This is a genomic window from Paracoccus sediminilitoris, from assembly GCF_003259195.1.
Lineage (GTDB): Bacteria > Pseudomonadota > Alphaproteobacteria > Rhodobacterales > Rhodobacteraceae > Paracoccus > Paracoccus sediminilitoris.
In genome coordinates this window covers 494,004-512,012 of record NZ_QJPK01000001.1, presented here as the reverse complement: position 1 = coordinate 512,012, position 18,009 = coordinate 494,004, and the positions used below count along the sequence as shown (strand labels likewise).

The window sequence follows — 18,009 nt, the reverse complement described above, 5'->3', positions numbered from 1 at the left end:
GCCCCCTAGGGGGCGCCCTTTTTCGCATTCCGGGGGGACTGATGCGCGGACAGGTACTGGAACTTTTACAGATCGGCGTCAGGGCCGCCGATCCCCGCGCGGCGGTGGATCGCGCCATGCAGGGCCTGACCGGCGGCGATGGCGCTTGGCATGTCGTGGCGCTTGGCAAGGCGGCCCGCGCGATGGCGCAATCCGCCCTGACGCATCTGCCGGGCGCACGGGCACTGGTCATCACCAACCGCGGCAATGATGCGGCGCTGACAGGGGCCAGGGTGCTGAGGGCGGGTCATCCGCAGCCCGATGCCGATGGCGTGGCGGCGGCCGAGCGGCTAGAGGATTTCCTGACCACCGTCGGCCCGCAGGACCGGGTTCTGGCGCTGATCTCGGGCGGGGGGTCGGCGATGCTGCCCGCGCCCGTGGCGGGGTTGGACTTGGCGGATCTGCAGGCGGTGAACGCCGCGTTGCTGTCATCCGGGGCGGATATCACCCAGACGAACCTGGTGCGGCAGGGGCTGGACCGGCTGAAGGGCGGCGGCTGGCTGGGGCTGTCCCGCGCGCCCGTGACGGCGCTGATCCTGTCGGACGTGCCGGGCGACGACCTGCGCGTGGTGGCCTCGGGGCCGACGGTGTCGCCCATCGGGACGCCTGCGGATGCCTGCCGGACATTGCGCGACCTGGGCATCTGGGACGATCTGACCCCGCAGATCCGCGCCGCGTTGGAACAGCCGGTATCGGCGCGACAGGGGCCCGAGGCGCAAAATATCCTGGTCGGGTCGAATGGCATCAGCCTGCAGGCCATGATCGCGGCCGGCGGGCAGGACGCGGGCGTGGCGCTGACTGGCGATGTGGATGACTGCGCCCGCGCCCTGGTGCGGGCCATGCGCGATGCCCCCATGGGCGTGCCGATGGTCATGGGCGGGGAAACCACGGTGCGTCTGACCGGCGACGGAATGGGCGGGCGCAACCAGGAACTGGCGCTGCGTTTCGCGCTGCATGCCCGCGATCTGACCGGCAGCTGGTGCTTTGCCGCGATGGGCAGCGATGGGCGCGACGGGCCGGGGGATGCGGCTGGCGGCATCGTGGGGCACCGCACCCTGTCGCACCTGCATGATCGCGGCATCGACCTGCAGGATGTGCTGCGCCGCAACGACGCCACCCCCGCGCTGCGTGCCGTTGGCGGGTTGATCATGACCGGCCCATCGGGCACCAACGTCGCAGATCTGGCGGTCTTTGCGCGATATCACGCCTGACCCTGCAAGGAAACCGACGATGCACTACGCCTATGCCGCCGAGGGCAACCGACTGATCCAGCTGCAGCCGGGCGCCGATCTGCGCCAGGCGATGTGGATCGACCTGATCCAGCCCTCGGATGACGAGATGGCGATGCTGCGCGCCTTGGGCTTTGATCTGCCCACCCTGGCAGACATGGAAGAGATCGAGCTGTCGAACCGCCTCTATCGCGAGGAGCTGATGGATTACATGACCGCCATGCTGCCCGGAGAGGTCGCGGGGGGCGGGCGGCAGTCCATGCCGGTGACCTTTGTTCTGTCTGACCGTCAGCTGGTCACGGTGCGGCATCATTCGCCCAAGCCCTTCCTGACCTTTCCGACGCGGGCGGAACGTTCGACCCTTGGCTGCATGACCGCCGACCGGCTGTTTCTGGGTCTGGTCGAGGAAATCATCGCCCGCCTTGCCGATATCCTGGAGGGGTCGGGGCGGATTTTGGACAGCACCACCGCGGGGGTGTTCGATCCGGGGGCCACGGGGGCGGCATCCGACAGGTTGCAGGCGGCGCTGCAGGATGTGGGCCGCGAGGCCGAGACCATGGCGCGCGTCCGGCTGGGCCTTCTGACCATCGAGCGCATGCTGGCCTTCTTTACCGCCCTGATCGAGGATCGTCCCGAATCCAAACGGCTGCGGCCCGTTGCCCGCGCCCAGATGCGCGATGTCCAGGCGCTGGAGGTGCATGCCGATTTCCTGGGCAGCCGCGTCAGCCTGGCCGTCGACACCACGCTTGGCATGATCAACCTGCAACAGAACAACACGGTGCGCATCCTGTCGGTGATTGCGGCGCTGTTCCTGCCGCCGACGCTGATCGCCAGCATCTATGGCATGAACTTCGACAACATGCCCGAATTGCACAAGGCCTGGGGCTATCCCTATGCGCTGGTGCTGATGGGGGTGACGACCCTTGGTACCTATCTGTTCCTGCGCTGGAAGCGCTGGCTGTAAGGGGGCGCTGACGCCCCCCTCCATGCATCAGTCCATGCGTTTGCCGCTGTCCTTGTGGAACAGGTGCAGCGCATCGGGGCGGAAGGACAGGTTCATGCTGTCCGACAGGGGCGCATCCGAGGGCAGGGTGATGGTGATACGCTCGCCCCCGGTCTTGCCATGGACCAGACGCTGCGCGCCCAGTTCCTCGACCGCGAGGACATTCATGGCGATGGGGCCGTCAGGGGTGACGCTCAGATCCTCGGGGCGGATGCCGATCTGGCCGGCATGGGCGGTGCCCGGCAGATGCGGGACGGCGCTGGCCGAGATCAGGTTCATCGCCGGGCTGCCGATGAAGCTGGCGACGAAGGCCGAGGCAGGTCTGCGATAGACATCCAGCGGCGTACCGATCTGTTCGACCTGACCGCCGTTCAGCACCACCAGCCGGTCAGCCAGGGTCATCGCCTCCAACTGGTCATGCGTCACGTAAAGCGAGGTGGTGCGCAGGCGCTTCTGAAGCTCCTTGATCTCCAGCCGCATGGCGACGCGCAGCTTCGCGTCCAGGTTCGACAGCGGTTCGTCGAACAGGAACGCCGCCGGTTCGCGCACGATGGCACGTCCCATGGCAACGCGCTGGCGCTGACCGCCGGAAAGGGCCGCCGGCTTGCGGTCCAGAAACGGGCCGATCTGCAGGATCTCGGAGGCCTGAGCCACGCGCTTTTCGATCTCGTCCTTGGGGGTTTTCCGGTTCTTCAGGCCATAGGCCAGGTTCTGACGCACCGACATATGCGGATAAAGCGCATAGTTCTGGAACACCATTGCGATGTCGCGGTCGGCCGGTTCGACCTTGTTGACGACGCGGTCGCCGATGCGGACCTCGCCCTCGCTGATGGATTCCAGGCCCGCCACCATGCGCAGCAGGGTGGATTTGCCACAGCCCGACGGCCCGACCAGCACGATGAATTCGCCATCCGCGATGTCGATGTTCACGCCGCCCACGGCGCGGGTGCCGCCGGGATAGACCTTGCCAAGATTGTCCAGGGTGATGGAAGCCACGTTATTTCTCCGTCTCGACAAGACCTTTGACGAACAGGCGCTGCATGCCCACGACCACCGCAACGGGCGGCAGCATGGCCAGCATCGCGGTCGCCATGACCAGATGCCATTGCGGCAGACCGTCCACGGCATCCGCCATGCGCTTGATCCCCGCAACGATGGTGTAATAATCCGAGCTGGTCGTGATCAGCAGCGGCCAGAGATACTGGTTCCAGCCATAGATGAACAGGATCACGAAAAGCGCGGCGATGTTGGTGCGCGACAAGGGCAGCAGGATGTCGCGGAAGAATTTCATGGGGCCCGCGCCGTCGATGCGGGCGGCCTCGGTCAGCTCATCCGGGATGGTCAGGAAGACCTGGCGGAACAGGAACGTGGCCGTGGCCGACGCGATCAGCGGGATCGAGAGGCCCGCATAGCTGTTCAACAGCCCCAGATCCGCCACGACCTGGAAGGTCGGCACGATCCGCACCTCGACCGGCAGCATCAGCGTGACAAAGATGCACCAGAAGGCCAGCCCCCGGAACGGAAAGCGGAAATAGACCACCGCGAAGGCCGACAGGATGGAAATGGCGATCTTTCCGATGGCGATGGACAGCGCCATGATCAGGCTGTTGAACATCATCGTGCCGACGGGGGGCGTGCCGCTGGTGGACACGCCCGCGCCCAGCATCTGGCTGTAGTTTTCGACCAGATGCGGACCGGGCCACATCGGGATGGTGCCCGACATGAAATCGGTGGGGCCATGGGTGGATGCCACGAAGGCCACCCAGACGGGAAGGGCGACGATGCAGACCCCTAGGATCAGCGTTGCATGGGCCAGAAGGTTCAAGCCGGGACGGTTCTCGATCATCAGTAGGCCACCTTCTTTTCGACGAAGCGGAATTGCACCACGGTCAGGATCAGCACCAGGATCATCAGCACTACCGATTGCGCGGCCGAACTGCCGATGTTCTGGCCGATGAAGCCGTCGAAATAGACCTTGTAGACCATGATGTTGGTGGCCTGTGCGGGGCCGCCCTCGGTCGTGGCGTCGATGACGCCGAAGGTGTCGAACATGGCATAGACGATGTTGACGACCAGCAGGAAGAAGGTCGTGGGCGACAGCAGCGGGAATGTGATGTCGAAGAAGCGCCGCACCGGACCCGCGCCGTCGATGGCCGCGGCCTCGCGCAGGCTGCCGGGGATCGATTGCAGGCCCGCCAGGAAGAACAGGAAGTTATAGCTGATCTGCTTCCACGCGCTGGCGATCACCACCAGCATCATCGCATCCGTCTTGCTGCTGATATGGTTCCAGTCATAGCCGACCTGCGCCAGCACATAGGGCATGATGCCGATGGTGGGGTTGAAGATGAACCACCACAGGATGCCCGCGACCGCTGGGGCCACAGCATAGGGCCAGACCAGCAGCGTGGTGTAGACGCGGGTCGATCGGATCATCCGGTCGACCGCGATGGCCAGCAGCAGCGCCATCCCCATCGACAGCACCGTCACCGAGACGGCGAAGATCGCGGTGACCTTCAGCGAATTGAAATACTCGGGGCTTTGCAGCAGGTAGGCGAAGTTTTCCAACCCGACAAAGCTGGTGCGGGTGCCGAAGGCATCCTCACGCAGGAAGCTTTGGCGGACGGCCTGTGCTGCGGGCCACAGAAAGAAGACGAAGGTGATGATCAGCTGCGGTGCCAGCAGAAGCCATGGCAGAAGCTGATTGCTGAAGATGGTGCGCTTCATCGGAAACCCGGTTCGGGAAGGGGGCATCGCGGCCCCAGGAATGGCGACAGGGCCGCGCGGATCGCGCGGCCCCTTTCGATGCTCGACCGTTTACTGGTTCTGGGCCTGGAACTCTTCCAGCAGGGCGTTGCCACGCTCGACCACGCTGTCCAGCGCGCCTTGGGCATCCTTGCCGCCCGACAGCAGCTGTTCGAATTCTTCGTCGATGATGCCGCGGATCTGGACATAATTGCCGAAACGCAGACCCTTCGAGTTCTCGGTCGGCTCGTTCAGGGTGATCTGCTTGATGCCGGTATCGGCACCGGGGTTCTCGGCATAGAAGTCCTTCATCTGCTCGCCCGCCGCCGAAGTGATCGGCAGATAGCCCGAGAAGGATGCCCAATCGGCTTGCACTTCGGGCGAGGAGAGATAGCTGAAGAAGGCAGCGGCGGCATCATATTCCTCGTCGGACTTGCCCGACAGGACCCACAACGTCGCGCCCCCGATGATCGAGTTCTGCGGCGCGCCCTCGACATCGTCATAATAGGGCAGCATGCCGAAACCCAGTTCGAAGTCGGTGGCATTGGCGATCACGCCCGCGCGGCTGGCCGAGCTGTTCATGATCATCGCGCAATCCTGCGAATAGAACATCGGGGGGGCGTTGTCGCCGCCGACCGGGCCACCATATTTGAAGATGCCCTCGTCGGCCCATTTCTTCAGGTTGCCCCAATGCTTGACCTGCACCGGACCGTTCACGGACAGGCGCGCATCAAGACCGCCGAAGCCGTTTTCCATCGTGCCGATGGGCTGATTGTGCCAGGCGCTGAAGTTCTCGGTCTGGATCCAGCTGATCCAGCCGGTGGTGAAGCCGCAGGATGCCGCATCGGATTCGATGATCTTCTTCGAGAATTCCTCGACCTCGGCCCAGGTCTTGGGGGGCGTTTCGGGGTCGAGGCCTGCCTTTTCGAAGACGGTCTTGTTGTAATAGAGGATCGGGGTCGAGCTGTTGAAGGGCATCGACAGCATGTTGCCTTCGCTGTCGGTATAATAGCCGACGACCGAAGGCAGGAAGGCGGAAGGATCGAAGCCTTCGCCATGTTCTTCCATCAGCTGGTGGACGGGAACGATGGCGCCCTGGGCGGCCATCATCGTGCCGGTGCCGACTTCGAAGACCTGGACGATCGTCGGCTGCTGCTGGGCGCGGAAGGCGGCGATCGCAGCAGTCATGGTTTCGGGATAGGTACCCTTGTAGGACGGCACCACGGTGTAATCTTCCTGGCTGTCATTGAAGCCCTGGACGATCTCTTCCAGCTTGGTGCCCAATTCGCCGCCCATGGCGTGCCACCAGTCGATGGTGGTCTCGGCGTTGGCGGCCCCAAGCGACGCAATCAGCGCCACCGCGGATGCGGTGCTGTAACGGATCATGGTATTCCCCCCATTGGAGTTGCTTTGCGATCCCCGCCTAACTCCTCCGGGCGACAATCACGCAACATTGATGTGAAGGGAATGTGACAGTCTTTGACCGGTCGGTCAATCGTGGCGTATCCGACCGGTCAAACCTTCTCAGGCCTTTGAAAAGCGGGCGATCAGGGGGGTGATCGTGGCTTCGATGATCGGGTTCAGGACCTTGGTCACGATCGGCAGCAGCGCAAGCCCCAGGACCAGCCCGACGATCCCGTCGAAGAAGGCGGTGGTGACCCAAGCCGCGATCCCCGGAATGGCGGGCAGGGCGGCGGCGGCGCCTTCGGCCCAGTGGTGGATGGTGTCATAGGGCATGTGCCAGCCTAGGTCATGCAACCCGTGAACGATGATCTGACCGCCGACCCAGATCATGGCCGCCGTTCCCACGACGGTCAGGACGGTCATCAGATGCGGCATGATGATGACAATTCCACGCCCCAGGGCGGCCAGCGGACCGGTGCGGCGCTGCGCCAGATGCAGGCCGAAATCATCCGCCTTCACGATCAGCGCGACCGAGCCATAGACCGCGACGGTCACACCCACGGCCACGACGGCCAGAATCAGCGCCTTAGTGAGCAGCGTGTCCGACGCGGGAATGGTCGACAACGCGATGGTCATGATTTCCGCCGACAGGATGAAGTCGGTCTTGATGGCGCCCGCCACGCGCTTTTCCTCCAGCGCGGCGCCGGGGGTTTCGGTATGCGTATGTTTCTCGGAATCATGAGTGTCGGAATGGTGGAACAGGGATGCCACCTTGTGCGCGCCCTCATAGCACAGATAGGCGCCGCCGATCATCAGCAGCGGCGTGATCAGCCAAGGCGCAAATACCGTCAGCAGCAGCGCGATGGGCAGCAGGATCACCAGCTTGTTGAACAGCGATCCGCGGGTGATCTTCCAGACGATGGGCAATTCGCGGCTGGCATCGAAGCCGTGCACGTATTTCGGCGTCACGGCGGCATCATCGATCAGCGCCCCGGCGGCCTTGGTGCCGGCCTTCACGGCCTGTCCCGCAACGTCGTCGATCGACGCCGCCGCGACCTTGGAAATGGCTGCAACGTCGTCAAGAAGTGCGATCAGGCCGCTCATATGTCCGGTTCCCTTCGGATATGTCGTCGGCATTCTGGGCGATGCCGATCGGAAGATGCAACGCCGACAACGCGGGTCGGGTTCATCGCGCATGCAAAAGGCCCGCGCACGAGGGGGAGTGCGCGGGCCTGAAGGCCGTCCGGTCGGGGGAACAGACGGCCCCTATGCCGCCGAAAGCTTACATCGCGGGCAGCATGACCGTGTCGATGACGTGGATCACGCCGTTCGACTGATCGACATCGGGGATGGTGACGATCGCAACCGAGCCGTTTTCATCGGTCAGCTGCAACGCGTTGTTGTCGGGATTGATCGAGGCGCTGAGCGTGCAGCCACCGACGGTCGCGACGTCATGCGCGCCGCCGTCATCCATGATCATCTTGCCGATCGCGGGCGACATCGCATCCGCGGCAACGACGTGGCAGGTCAGGATCTGGGCCAGCTTGTCCTTGTTTTCCGGCTTCAGCAGGTCTTCGACGGTGCCGGCGGGCAGCTTTTCAAAGGCTGCGTTGGTGGGGGCGAAAACGGTGAAGGGGCCTTCGCCCGACAGCGTTTCAGCCAGACCGGCGGCCTGAACAGCTGCAACCAGCGTGGTATGGTCGGCCGAGTTCACGGCGTTTTCGACGATATTGCGGTCGGGGAACATTTCGGCACCGCCGACCATCGTGTTCTGTGCCATGGCGGGGGCACTGAAGGCGACGGTGGCTGCAACGATCGAGGCGCCGACTTTGGTAAAGCTGCTGAACATGGTTTTCCTCCGGGTTGTGGTCATGGACGCAATCTTGCGCCCTGTCCTCACAACCACGCAGAGGCGGGTGGGTTAGTTGCACCCACCCGGCATCTTTTTCACATCACGAACGCGTGAGATCCGAGATTGCCACGACCGGACCGGTCGCCTGGCCGGTCGGCGATCCGCCAAGCGGTTCATCCGAAAGGGCAATCTTGACATCTTCGCCAGGGTCCAGCCCTTCGGGCAGGGTCATGCGCATATTTCCGTCCCGTGGCACCAGGCCCATGGAAATCGGTGCCGAACCGTCCGGCTTGATCCACCAGATTTCCAGATCACGGTCGGCGGGGGGCGTGCCACCCTCCATCGCGATCTCCATTTCGCGGCCGGTCAGGCGGGCGACAACGCGCATCTCGCTGTCCTGGACCTGAAGCTGGGCCTGGAAGCCCGGCTGGGGGGTGGGGTCCTGCCCCGGCATGATGAAGAGGAAGGCCAGCGCCGCAGCGCCCAGCAGCCCGCCGAACGCCCCCATCGGACCACGCCACCAGGCGCGGCGTTCGGTCGGATCGTTGGCCAAGGGCGGGCTGGCATGGCCCAACCTTTCGCGGATCGCGTGGCGGGCGCGGGCAGGGGCCATGACGGGGGTCAGGTTTTCGGCCATGCCCGCCAGCCGTTCGTGCCAGTCCCGCACGGTGCGCGCGAATTCGGCATCCTCCGCCATTCGGGTCGTCGCGGCCGTCAGGTCGTCGCCATCCAGAAGCCCAAGCGCCATTTCGGCCGCCAGCGCCTCATCTTCTTCCTGCGGGGTCAGGGGGGCGTCTTCGGTCATTGGCTAACACAGTCTTTCAGGCGCAACAGGCTGCGGCGCAGCCAGCTTCGCACGGTATTGATGGGCATCCCCTCGCGCTGCGCAAGGTCGGCATAGGTGACGCCTTCCAAATAGACGGCGCGCACGGCGCCCGCCTGCGCATCGGCCAGCCGAGCCAGGCATTCGTCCAGCATCCGGCGTTCCTGCGCCATGATCGTGGCCGATTCGGGGCTGGGCGCGTCGCAGGGCAGGTCGGCGGCGGCATCCTCGGGGGCGGTGCTGGGGCGCGAATTGCGGGCGCGCAGCTTGTCGATGGAGCGGTTGCGCGCGATGGTGATCAGCCAGGTCATGGGCGACAGCCCGTTCGAAGCATAGCGAGAGGCGCTCTGCCAGACGCGGATATAGACCTCCTGCAAGGTCTCCTCGGCCTCGGGGCGGTCGCGCAGCACCGACAGGCAGACCGCGTGCAGCTTGGCCGAGGTCGCGTCGTAAAGCGCGTCGAAGGCATCCCGGTCGCCAAGCGAGATGCGCGAGATGAGGCGTTCAAGCTCTGTTCTGCGTGCGTCGGTCAAGGGCCGCGTTTCCTGCTGTGGGGATTGCAAAGGATTTCAGGGGTCACCTTAGGGTTGCTGCGGCAAGGCGTCAACGCGGCCCCGCTTGCACGTCCGGCACGAATGCGCGATCAATGCGCGGACGCGATGAGAGAGGCCGGACGAATGCTGGACATGAACGCCAAACCCACCGAAGAGATCGACCTGCGCGAGGTGTTCGGTCTGGACAGCGACATGAAGGTGAAAGGCTTTGCCGAACGCACCGACCGTGTCCCCGAGATCGACAGCACCTACAAGTTCGATCCCGACACCACGATGGCGATCCTTGCGGGCTTTGCCTATAACCGCCGGGTGATGGTGCAGGGCTATCACGGGACGGGGAAATCGACCCATATCGAACAGATCGCCGCGCGGCTGAACTGGCCCTGCGTGCGGGTGAACCTGGACAGCCATGTCAGCCGGATCGACCTGATCGGCAAGGATGCGATCAAGCTGGTCGACGGCAAGCAGGTCACGGTCTTCCACGAAGGCATCCTGCCCTGGGCGCTGCGCAACCCGACCGCCATCGTCTTTGACGAATACGACGCGGGCCGCGCCGACGTGATGTTCGTCATCCAGCGCGTGCTGGAGGCCGACGGCAAGCTGACCCTGCTGGACCAGAATGAGGTGATCACGCCGAACCCCTATTTCCGCCTGTTCGCGACCGCGAACACCGTGGGTCTGGGCGACACGACGGGCCTCTATCACGGCACCCAGCAGATCAACCAGGGCCAGATGGACCGCTGGTCGCTGGTCGCGACGCTGAACTATCTGTCCCACGATGCCGAGGCCGCGATCATCCTGGCCAAGAACCCGAACTACAACAATGAAAAGGGCCGCAAGGTCATCAGCCAGATGGTGACGCTGGCCGATCTGACCCGCACGGCCTTCATGCAGGGCGACCTGTCCACCGTCATGTCGCCGCGCACGGTGCTGTCCTGGGCGCAGAACGCGCGCATCTTCGACAATATCGGCTATGCTTTCCGCCTGACCTTCCTGAACAAATGCGACGAGCTGGAGCGCCAGACCGTGGCCGAGTTCTATCAGCGGCTGTTCGACGAGGAACTGCCCGAAAGCGCGGCCAGCATCGCCGTGTGACCAGACTTGGCGGGCGGGCATGAGGCCCGCCCCCACCATCCGACAGCCGCCGCGTGGGGAGAAGACGTGACATGAACAAGCCCACTGACAATCCCGCCGATCCCTTCAAGAAGGCGCTGACCCAAGCCACGCGGGCGATGGCCGACGAACACGAACTGAACGTCACCTTCACGGCGGATCCGTCGGGCATGGCGGGCGACACGATGCGCCTTCCGCAGATCAGCCGCCGCATGGGACGCGACGAAGTATTGCTGGCGCGCGGCACCGCCGATGCCTTTGCCATGCGGGTACGCCACCACGACGCCGCGACGCACGCCAAATACGCCCCCGCAGGCCCCATGGCGCGCGAGCTTTACGAGGCGATGGAAACTGCCCGCTGCGAGGCTTTAGGTGCGCGCGACATGCCGGGTGCGCTGTCCAACATCGACGCGCGGATCGGGGCGGATGCCGACAAGAAGGGCTATGCCCAGATCAGCGCCCCCGCCGATGCGCCCCTTTCGGTGGCGGCGGGCTATATCGTGCGGCAGGCGGCGACCGGCCGCCCCTTGCCGCCCGGCGCGCAGAACGTGGCCGATCTGTGGCGTCCCTTCGTGGAAAGCCAAGCGGGCGGGTCGCTGTCGGACGTGAACAGGGCGCTGGCCGACCAGTCCAGCTTTGCCCGCCTGGCGCGCCAGATCATCACCGATCTGGGCTATGGCGATCAGCTGGGCGAAGACCCCGATCAGCCCGAGGATGACGACGCCGACGACAATTCCGAGCAGGACGAGGAATCGGGCGACAACCAGTCCCGCGAGCAGGATGACAGCGAGGATTCCGAGGCCAGTTCCGAACGCAGCCAGGAACAGACCCAGGATGAACAGCAGGCCTCGGTCAGCATGGACGACCAGTCCGAGGACGAGATGTCGGACGAGGCCGAGATGCCCGAATCCGATGCGCCCCCCGACCAGCCGCCCCCGGTCAGCGATGCCAGCCCCGATTACACCGTCTTTGCCCAGAACTGGGACGAGGAGATCCGCGCCGAGGATCTGGCCGACGAGGCCGAGTTGGAACGCCTGCGCGCCTATCTGGACAAGCAGCTGGACCCCCTGCGCGGGGCCGTCAGCCGGCTGGCGAACAAGTTGCAGCGGCGCCTGCAGGCCCAGCAGAACCGCAGCTGGGAATTCGACAAGGAGGAGGGTGTGCTGGACGCGGGCCGCCTGGCGCGCGTGGTGGCGAACCCGACCATGCCGCTGTCCTTCAAGATCGAGAAGGATACCGAATTCCGCGACACGGTCGTCACGCTGCTGATCGACAATTCGGGGTCGATGCGCGGGCGTCCGATCAGCATCGCCGCAATCTGCGCCGACGTGCTGGCGCGCACTCTGGAGCGTTGCAACGTCAAGGTCGAGATCCTGGGCTTCACCACCCGCGCCTGGAAGGGCGGGCAGGCGCGCGAGGCATGGCTGGCCGCCGGCCGTCCCGCCCAGCCCGGTCGCCTGAACGACCTGCGCCACATCATCTATAAATCCGCCGATGCGCCTTGGCGTCGGGTGCGACCCAACTTGGGGCTGATGATGAAGGAAGGTCTGCTGAAGGAAAACATCGACGGCGAGGCGCTGGAATGGGCGCATCGCCGTCTGGTCAAGCGGTCCGAGGCGCGCAAGATCCTGATGGTCATTTCCGACGGGGCGCCGGTCGATGATTCGACGCTGTCGGTGAACCCCGCGAACTTCCTGGAACGGCATCTGCGCGACGTGATCGCCATGGTGGAAAAGCGCCGTGCGGTCGAATTGCTGGCCATCGGCATCGGCCATGACGTGACGCGCTATTACGAACGCGCGGTGACCATCACCGATGCGGAACAGCTGGCCGGCGCGATCACCGAACAGCTGGCGGCGCTGTTCGACAGCGATCCCCGCAAGCGCGCACGCGTCCTTGGCATGGCGTCACTGCGGCGCGGTTGATCTGCGTCCCGCGACGGCCGGGGGGCCGGCCCCCCGGACCCCCCGATGGCGCGCCCTGTGTCAGGCGTGTTCCTCGGCCGCGGTTTCGGCAAGGGCACGGTTCAAGGTCCGCAGCGCGTCGATGTGATAGACGACGCCGATGATCTGCGGTTCGCCATCCGTGTCGGGATCGGGCTGCGACATCACCGGCAGGAAGGCGGCACCGCTGCGGTCGAATTCGCGCAGCGCCTGTTCCAGCGTCATGCCTTGGGTCAGGGTATCGCCTGAGGCGGCAATGTTGCGGACCAGGTCGCTGGCCGGGGCGGCTTCGCTGTCCAAGGCACGGATGACGGGCGTGATGCGCAGGTTGCGGGGCAGCCAGATATGCGGGCCTTCGGCCAGATGGATACCGCGGTTTTCCAGCTGGCTGAAGAAGAAAGACCGCCGCACCAGCCGCGACGCCAGGGCCGAGCTGAGCGAGATGGCGGTCATCACCGCGATGCCGGTCTGCCAGTCGCCCGTCATCTCGAACACGATCAGCGCGGTCGAGATGGGCGCGCCCAGCACCGCCGCGCCCACCGCGCCCATGCCCGCGAAAGCATAGACGTCGACATTGCCCGACACGCTGGGGGCAAGTCCCGTCGCGATAATCCCGAAGGCCAGCCCCGTCAGCGATCCCATGACCAGCGCCGGGGAAAAGACGCCGCCCCCCATGCGTCCGCCAAGCGTGATGGCGACGGCCAGGGCCTTGACCGATGCCAGCAGAACCGCCTGCGACAGACCGATCTGACCCGACAGCGCAGCGGCGGTGGTTTCATAGCCGACGCCGATGATATGGGGGAAGGGAATGGCGATCAGCCCCAGGAAAAGGCCCGCGATGGCCGGACGCGACCAGCGCGGCCAACCCAGGCGCGCCATGATGGCCGTGCCGGTTCGTTCGGCGCGAAAGATGCCCTTCATCATCGCCGCCGCCACCAGCGCGCAGACCAGACCCAGCAGCATGAAGGCGGGAAGTTCGATGTAGAAGCCGATATCCAGGCGGTCGGGCAGGGTAAATTCGGTCAGGCCGCCGAACTGCATGCGGTTGATGACGGTGCCTGCGACGGCCGCGATGGCGATGGGGGCGAAGGCGTGGACGGCAAAATGGCGCAGCACGACCTCATGCGCAAAGAGGGCGCCGGCGATGGGGGCGTTGAAGCTGGCCGCCACCGCCCCCGCGACGCCGCATCCCAGCAGTTCGCGCCCGGTGATGGGGCTGGCCTTGATGCGCGTGGCGACCGCAGTGGAAATCACGCCTGCCAGATGCACGACCGGTCCTTCACGGCCCGAACTGCCGCCTGTGCCAAGGGTGATCAGTGAAGCGGCGGCGGATGCCAGCCCCTCGCGGGTTTCGACGCGACCGCCGTCAAGAGCCGCGCCCTCGATCACGTCCGAGACGGCCCGGACGCGCGCATCGGGGGTGAAGCGGTCCAGGATCAGGCCGACAGCCAGACCGCCCAGTACCGGCACGATCAGCACCCAGGCCCAGGGCAGATGGTCCGCCGTGCTGGCCAGCGTCATGTCGTCGGCGCCATAGACCGCCCGCTGCAGCGCCGAAATCCCCAGCCGGAAGCCCACGGCGGCAAAGCCCGCGCCGGTGCCGATCAGCAGCGCCAAGATCCAGAACTGCGCCTGGCTGGGGCCGCGATCGCGCATCAGGCGCATCACGTCGCGCATCCCGTTGCGCAGGGCGGTCCAGGGATGGGGGCGTTTGGGGTCCGGGGCAGGGGGCATGGGCAGGGTCGCGATGCGTGGCGGGCCTTCACCCGACCACAGATCGGCCCCCGGGTCCAGCGTGGCAGGGGTGGTTGCCTTCGCGGGCATCGGGCGTAATCTGCCCCCGCATAGAAAAAGGAACATCCCATGGCCCTGCCCGAAAGCCTTGCCGCGGAACTGACGGACCTGCTGGGGGCGCGATTTGCCACCGGGCGCGGGGACCGCGAACAGCATGCGGCATCCGAGAGCTTTCACACCGCGCCGCCCCCCGATGCCGTGGCCTATGCCGAAACCACCGCCGAGGTTGCGGCCATCGTCAAGGCCTGCGCGGCTGCGGGGGTGCCGGTGATCGCCTGGGGCACCGGGACGTCGCTGGAGGGGCATGCATTGGCCAGCCAGGGGGGCGTCACGCTGAACTTGGGGCGCATGAACCGCATCATCGAAACCCGCTCCGAGGACATGCAGGTCACCCTGCAACCCGGCGTCACGCGCGAGGCGCTGAATGCCGATTTGCGCGCGACGGGGCTCTTCTTTTCGGTCGATCCCGGCGCGGATGCCAGCCTGGGCGGGATGGCCGCCACGCGCGCCAGCGGCACGACGGCGGTGCGTTACGGCACCATGCGCGACAATGTCATCGCATTGGAGGTGGTGCTGGCCGACGGGCAGGTCATCCGCACCGGCACGCGGGCGGCGAAAAGCAGCGCGGGTTACGATCTGACGGCGCTGTTCGTGGGGTCCGAAGGCACCTTGGGGATCATCACCGAACTGACGCTGCGTCTGCATGGCCAGCCCGAACAGGTGGCATCGGCGGTCTGCGGGTTCCCCGATCTGCGGGCGGCGGTCGAATGCGTCACGATGACCATCCAGTCGGGCATCCCGATGGCACGGATCGAGTTCGTGGATGCGCTGACGGCGCGGGCCTTCAACCTGAAATCCGGCACCACCCTGCCCGAGACGCCGCATCTGATGATCGAGTTTCACGGCTCCGAGAATGCCGTCGCCCAGGATGCCGAACGGTTCGGAGAGATCGCGCGCGATTGCGGCGCGTCGGGATTTGACTGGGCCACCACGCCCGAGGACCGGGCCCGGCTGTGGCGGATGCGGCACGGGGCCTATCACGCGGCCTTCGTGCTGCGGCCGGGCGCGGTGGGGGTGGTAACGGATGTCTGCGTGCCGATGTCGCAGCTAGCCGATGCGGTCGAACAGGCCGCTGCGGACATCCAGGCCGCGGGCATGATCGGGCCGATCGTCGGTCATGTGGGCGACGGGAACTTCCATTCGCTGCTGCTGGTCGATCCCGAATCCCCCGCCGAGATCGCTGCCGCCAAAGGGATCGCGCAGCGGATGGCCCGCCATGCGCTGACGGTGGGTGGCACGATCACTGGCGAACATGGGATCGGGATCGGCAAGCGGTCGATGATGTCCGAGGAGCACGGCCCCGGCTGGCAGGTGATGGGCGCGATCAAGTCGGCGCTGGACCCGGGCAATATCCTGAACCCCGGCAAGCTGGTGCCCGATCTGGTCAAAGGCGGCGCGGCAAGCTGACACGGGGCGGGAACTGGTCCCGCGGGGTGGCGTTGGCGTTCATATGAACCCCCCGAGGAGGAAACCATGTCCCATAACGATCAGGATCCGCAACACGAGGCCCGCAACCACAAGCCCGCAATCATCGCCATCGTGGTGGCCCTGGTCGTGGCGGCACTGGTCTTCGTGGTCTTCCAGCCCGGAACCAGCGAACCCGAAGGCGACGGCATCGCGACGACCGCCCCTCCGTCGGACGTACCCGTCACCGATGCCGAAGGCCTGACAGGCGATGACGAGGCCCCCGGTGCCCCCGGCGCAGACACCCCCGCCGATGCATCGCCCGAGGCCACGACGGAAGATGCCGCGCCGGAAGACGCCGCCCCGGCAAACTGATTTCTGCTGACCAAAGATGTCCGCGGGTCCGCCATGGCGGGCCCGTTTTACTTTGGATCGATTTCATGTCTGACGGACTCGTGACCGCTCCGGCCCGATGACAAAGTCTCACGGTTTTGCGATAACCCGAAACAATGGCGCGCAGGAAGCCGCTGCGGACGACGCAGAACTAATGGGGCAGGCATGAACATCGTTAAAAAATTGTTGTTGGGGCTGATGGTGGTGACATTCGCCATCTCATGTTCCCGCACGCCGCCCAGTGGTGGTGGTGGATATCGCAACGCACCGGGACCGGGCGCGAACCCGCAATTGGGCGACAACCGCCCCCACAACTGGCAGAACGGCAGCCCCTATGGCCATGCCGTCCACGGGATCGACATCTCGCGCTGGCAGGGCGACATCGACTGGAACCGGGTGCGCGGCGCAGGCATCAGCTTTGCCTTCATCAAGGCGACCGAAGGTGGCGATCACACCGATCCGAACTTCATGCGTTATTGGCGCGAGGCGGGACAGGCGCGGATCCCGCGCGGGGCCTATCACTTCTATTACTTCTGCCGTTCGGGCGCGGAAAACGCCTATTGGTTCATCCAGAACGTCCCGCGCGAGGCAGGGTCGCTGCCCCCCGTTCTGGACATGGAATGGTCCAATTCGCGCAACTGTCCGCGCCGTCCCCCCGCCTATGAGATCAAGCGTGAGGCCGAGATCTTCTTGCAGATCGTGGGCCGCCATTACGGGCAGCGTCCGATCATCTATACCACGGTCGATTTCTATCGCGACAACCGCATGGGTGACATCCGGACCGAGTTCTGGCTGCGTTCGACCGCCGACCACCCCAGCCGGGTCTATCCGGGTCAGCGTTGGGGCTTCTGGCAATATACCGGCACAGGGTCGGTCCCGGGCATCTCGGGTGATGTGGACCTGAACGCCTTCGCGGGTTCGGCTTCGGATTGGGCACGATGGTTGCAACAACGCATGGTGCGGTAAGGCCGCATCGCTGGCTGAAGCTGGAATTCGCGGCGCTCTATATCGGGGCGCCGCTGGCCATGGCGCTGTTTTTGCCCAAGGGCATGCTGTTTCCGGCGCTGGCGCTGTTCAGCATCGGGGGCATGATCCTCTTGTGGGTCACGGGCGGCTTCAAATGGCGCATCCTGGTGCGCGGCTGGCGACGCATGCCGTGGCTGGAGGTTGCGGGCATCGCGGTGGTGACGCTGCTGACCTGCTGGGCGATCCTGGCCGTGACGCGTCCCGGCGCGCTGTTTTCCATACCCCGCAACAATCCCGGATTTCTGCTGATCATCTGGACCTTCTATCCGCTGCTGTCGGCCCTGCCGCAGGAGCTGATCTTCCGCCCGCTGTTCTTTCACCGCTATGGCGCCATCCTGCCGCAGGGGCGGGCGGCCATCGCGCTGAACGCGGCCATCTTCTCCTTCGCGCATCTGATGTACTGGTCCTGGATCGTCGCATTCATGACCTTCTGCGGCGGCTGGATCTTTGCGCGCGCCTATCTGCGCCACGGTTTTCCGGCGGCTTGGGCGCTGCATGCGGTGGCGGGAAACGTGCTGTTCGCGGTCGGTATGGGGGTCTATTTCTATACCGGGAACGTCCAGCGGCCGTTCTGAGCGGTTGACTTCCCGCCCGTCCCGCGCTTTGTGCGGGGGTCAACAAATGGGGACT

At 65.4% G+C, this 18,009-nt stretch carries 17 protein-coding genes; 8 read left to right on the top strand and 9 right to left on the bottom strand.

Features of this window, described 5'->3' with window-relative positions; all coding sequences use genetic code 11:
* Positions 1 to 41: 41 nt before the first annotated feature.
* Both DKT70_RS02455 and DKT70_RS02450 read left to right on the top strand, forming a co-directional pair.
* Positions 42 to 1,250 carry a glycerate kinase type-2 family protein gene (locus DKT70_RS02455; RefSeq protein ID WP_111557638.1) on the top strand — a complete coding sequence of 403 codons (1,209 nt, stop codon included), beginning with the start codon at positions 42 to 44 and terminating at the stop codon, positions 1,248 to 1,250.
* Positions 1,251 to 1,269: 19 nt separating this feature from the next.
* Positions 1,270 to 2,232 (top strand): magnesium transporter CorA family protein, encoded by a 963-nt coding sequence (locus DKT70_RS02450; RefSeq protein WP_111557637.1) that lies wholly within the window; start codon positions 1,270 to 1,272, stop codon positions 2,230 to 2,232.
* Positions 2,233 to 2,259: 27 nt separating this feature from the next.
* On the opposite strand, the gene DKT70_RS02445 is transcribed toward DKT70_RS02450, so the two are convergent.
* From DKT70_RS02445 to DKT70_RS02410, 8 genes are all read right to left on the bottom strand, one after another.
* Positions 2,260 to 3,267 (bottom strand): sn-glycerol-3-phosphate import ATP-binding protein UgpC, encoded by a 1,008-nt coding sequence (locus DKT70_RS02445; RefSeq protein ID WP_111557636.1) that lies wholly within the window; start codon positions 3,265 to 3,267, stop codon positions 2,260 to 2,262.
* 1 nt (position 3,268) lies between these two features.
* Positions 3,269 to 4,117 (bottom strand): sn-glycerol-3-phosphate ABC transporter permease UgpE, encoded by an 849-nt coding sequence (gene ugpE / locus DKT70_RS02440; protein WP_072295297.1) that lies wholly within the window; start codon positions 4,115 to 4,117, stop codon positions 3,269 to 3,271.
* Positions 4,117 to 4,995: a sn-glycerol-3-phosphate ABC transporter permease UgpA gene (gene ugpA, locus DKT70_RS02435; RefSeq protein ID WP_108501048.1), complete on the bottom strand. Its 879-nt coding sequence runs from the start codon at positions 4,993 to 4,995 to the stop codon at positions 4,117 to 4,119. The genes ugpE and ugpA overlap by 1 nt, the downstream gene beginning before the upstream one ends.
* A 90-nt stretch (positions 4,996 to 5,085) precedes the next feature.
* Entirely contained in the window at positions 5,086 to 6,399 is a 1,314-nt protein-coding gene (gene ugpB, locus DKT70_RS02430; RefSeq protein WP_111557635.1) for a sn-glycerol-3-phosphate ABC transporter substrate-binding protein UgpB, read from the bottom strand.
* A gap of 138 nt (positions 6,400 to 6,537) precedes the next feature.
* Positions 6,538 to 7,521: a DUF808 domain-containing protein gene (locus DKT70_RS02425; RefSeq protein ID WP_111557634.1), complete on the bottom strand. Its 984-nt coding sequence runs from the start codon at positions 7,519 to 7,521 to the stop codon at positions 6,538 to 6,540.
* A gap of 178 nt (positions 7,522 to 7,699) precedes the next feature.
* Positions 7,700 to 8,266, bottom strand: coding sequence for a fasciclin domain-containing protein (locus tag DKT70_RS02420; RefSeq protein WP_111557633.1), 567 nt, complete (start codon positions 8,264 to 8,266; stop codon positions 7,700 to 7,702).
* 103 nt (positions 8,267 to 8,369) lie between these two features.
* On the bottom strand, positions 8,370 to 9,074 hold the full coding sequence (locus tag DKT70_RS02415) for an anti-sigma factor (RefSeq protein ID WP_111557632.1): 705 nt from the start codon (positions 9,072 to 9,074) through the stop codon (positions 8,370 to 8,372).
* On the bottom strand, positions 9,071 to 9,625 hold the full coding sequence (locus tag DKT70_RS02410; protein WP_111557631.1) for a sigma-70 family RNA polymerase sigma factor: 555 nt from the start codon (positions 9,623 to 9,625) through the stop codon (positions 9,071 to 9,073). The genes DKT70_RS02415 and DKT70_RS02410 overlap by 4 nt, the downstream gene beginning before the upstream one ends.
* A 144-nt stretch (positions 9,626 to 9,769) precedes the next feature.
* Here DKT70_RS02410 and cobS point away from each other — a divergent pair, with 144 nt between their 5' ends.
* Positions 9,770 to 10,741 (top strand): cobaltochelatase subunit CobS, encoded by a 972-nt coding sequence (gene cobS / locus DKT70_RS02405; protein WP_111557630.1) that lies wholly within the window; start codon positions 9,770 to 9,772, stop codon positions 10,739 to 10,741.
* Positions 10,742 to 10,812: 71 nt separating this feature from the next.
* On the top strand, positions 10,813 to 12,684 hold the full coding sequence (gene cobT, locus DKT70_RS02400; protein WP_111557629.1) for a cobaltochelatase subunit CobT: 1,872 nt from the start codon (positions 10,813 to 10,815) through the stop codon (positions 12,682 to 12,684).
* Between the two features lie 60 nt (positions 12,685 to 12,744).
* Here the strand turns inward: cobT and DKT70_RS02395 are convergent, their stop codons facing one another.
* Positions 12,745 to 14,436: a chloride channel protein gene (locus DKT70_RS02395; protein WP_111557899.1), complete on the bottom strand. Its 1,692-nt coding sequence runs from the start codon at positions 14,434 to 14,436 to the stop codon at positions 12,745 to 12,747.
* A 129-nt stretch (positions 14,437 to 14,565) separates the two neighbouring features.
* Here DKT70_RS02395 and DKT70_RS02390 point away from each other — a divergent pair, with 129 nt between their 5' ends.
* The 4 genes from DKT70_RS02390 to DKT70_RS02375 all read left to right on the top strand — a co-directional run bounded on the left by DKT70_RS02390 (position 14,566) and on the right by DKT70_RS02375 (position 17,954).
* Positions 14,566 to 15,963, top strand: a complete 1,398-nt coding sequence (locus DKT70_RS02390) for an FAD-binding oxidoreductase (protein WP_111557628.1) — start codon at positions 14,566 to 14,568, stop codon at positions 15,961 to 15,963.
* A 66-nt stretch (positions 15,964 to 16,029) separates the two neighbouring features.
* Entirely contained in the window at positions 16,030 to 16,335 is a 306-nt protein-coding gene (locus DKT70_RS02385; RefSeq protein WP_111557627.1) for a hypothetical protein, read from the top strand.
* A 183-nt stretch (positions 16,336 to 16,518) separates the two neighbouring features.
* Positions 16,519 to 17,319, top strand: a complete 801-nt coding sequence (locus DKT70_RS02380; protein WP_111557626.1) for a glycoside hydrolase family 25 protein — start codon at positions 16,519 to 16,521, stop codon at positions 17,317 to 17,319.
* Positions 17,292 to 17,954 (top strand): type II CAAX prenyl endopeptidase Rce1 family protein, encoded by a 663-nt coding sequence (locus DKT70_RS02375; protein ID WP_111557625.1) that lies wholly within the window; start codon positions 17,292 to 17,294, stop codon positions 17,952 to 17,954. Before DKT70_RS02380 ends, DKT70_RS02375 begins: the two co-directional genes overlap by 28 nt.
* The last annotated feature ends 55 nt before the right edge of the window (positions 17,955 to 18,009 follow it).

Bases quoted from the DNA above. Each gene is read 5' to 3' on its own strand.
- DKT70_RS02455 (WP_111557638.1), top strand. From the start codon at position 42: ATGCGCGGACAGGTACTGGAACTTTTACAGATCGGCGTCAGGGCCGCC.
- DKT70_RS02450 (WP_111557637.1), top strand. From the start codon at position 1,270: ATGCACTACGCCTATGCCGCCGAGGGCAACCGACTGATCCAGCTGCAG.
- ugpE (WP_072295297.1), bottom strand. From the start codon at position 4,117: ATGATCGAGAACCGTCCCGGCTTGAACCTTCTGGCCCATGCAACGCTG.
- ugpA (WP_108501048.1), bottom strand. From the start codon at position 4,995: ATGAAGCGCACCATCTTCAGCAATCAGCTTCTGCCATGGCTTCTGCTG.
- ugpB (WP_111557635.1), bottom strand. From the start codon at position 6,399: ATGATCCGTTACAGCACCGCATCCGCGGTGGCGCTGATTGCGTCGCTT.
- DKT70_RS02425 (WP_111557634.1), bottom strand. From the start codon at position 7,521: ATGAGCGGCCTGATCGCACTTCTTGACGACGTTGCAGCCATTTCCAAG.
- DKT70_RS02420 (WP_111557633.1), bottom strand. From the start codon at position 8,266: ATGTTCAGCAGCTTTACCAAAGTCGGCGCCTCGATCGTTGCAGCCACC.
- DKT70_RS02415 (WP_111557632.1), bottom strand. From the start codon at position 9,074: ATGACCGAAGACGCCCCCCTGACCCCGCAGGAAGAAGATGAGGCGCTG.
- cobS (WP_111557630.1), top strand. From the start codon at position 9,770: ATGCTGGACATGAACGCCAAACCCACCGAAGAGATCGACCTGCGCGAG.
- cobT (WP_111557629.1), top strand. From the start codon at position 10,813: ATGAACAAGCCCACTGACAATCCCGCCGATCCCTTCAAGAAGGCGCTG.
- DKT70_RS02395 (WP_111557899.1), bottom strand. From the start codon at position 14,436: ATGCCCCCTGCCCCGGACCCCAAACGCCCCCATCCCTGGACCGCCCTG.
- DKT70_RS02390 (WP_111557628.1), top strand. From the start codon at position 14,566: ATGGCCCTGCCCGAAAGCCTTGCCGCGGAACTGACGGACCTGCTGGGG.
- DKT70_RS02385 (WP_111557627.1), top strand. From the start codon at position 16,030: ATGTCCCATAACGATCAGGATCCGCAACACGAGGCCCGCAACCACAAG.
- DKT70_RS02380 (WP_111557626.1), top strand. From the start codon at position 16,519: ATGAACATCGTTAAAAAATTGTTGTTGGGGCTGATGGTGGTGACATTC.
- DKT70_RS02375 (WP_111557625.1), top strand. From the start codon at position 17,292: ATGGTTGCAACAACGCATGGTGCGGTAAGGCCGCATCGCTGGCTGAAG.